Annotated in this window: 1 pseudogene; it reads right to left on the reverse strand. The window is 70.0% G+C overall.

Annotated features, from left to right (window positions below):
- Positions 1-300 (reverse strand): annotated as a pseudogene (locus tag ADK52_RS43555) (hypothetical protein); the annotation flags it as partial.

Raw genomic sequence — 300 nt, forward strand, 5'->3', positions numbered from 1 at the left:
TACAGAAAAACCCCCGGCCCCCCCTCGACTTGGTCGGACCCGTGCCCGCCTCTCATCACGCATCCGCCGATGACGGGCGCGATGAGGTAGAGGAACTCGTTGCCCCCCCCCCCGCCTGACTGGTCGACGTCGTACGCGAACAGCATGTGCTGACCGGAGATCCAGGCGCAGTGGGGTACGCCCAAGTAGGGGTGGTGCGGGTTGTGGGTGATCAGGACCACGCCGTGGGCCGGGGCCCGGGCCGCGGCGGCGTCCTTGAGGACCACGCCGGACTGCTTGACTCCGAGGGCGGCGGTCGGC

The sequence above is a fragment of the Streptomyces sp. WM6372 genome, assembly GCF_001279655.1.
Lineage (GTDB): Bacteria > Actinomycetota > Actinomycetes > Streptomycetales > Streptomycetaceae > Streptomyces.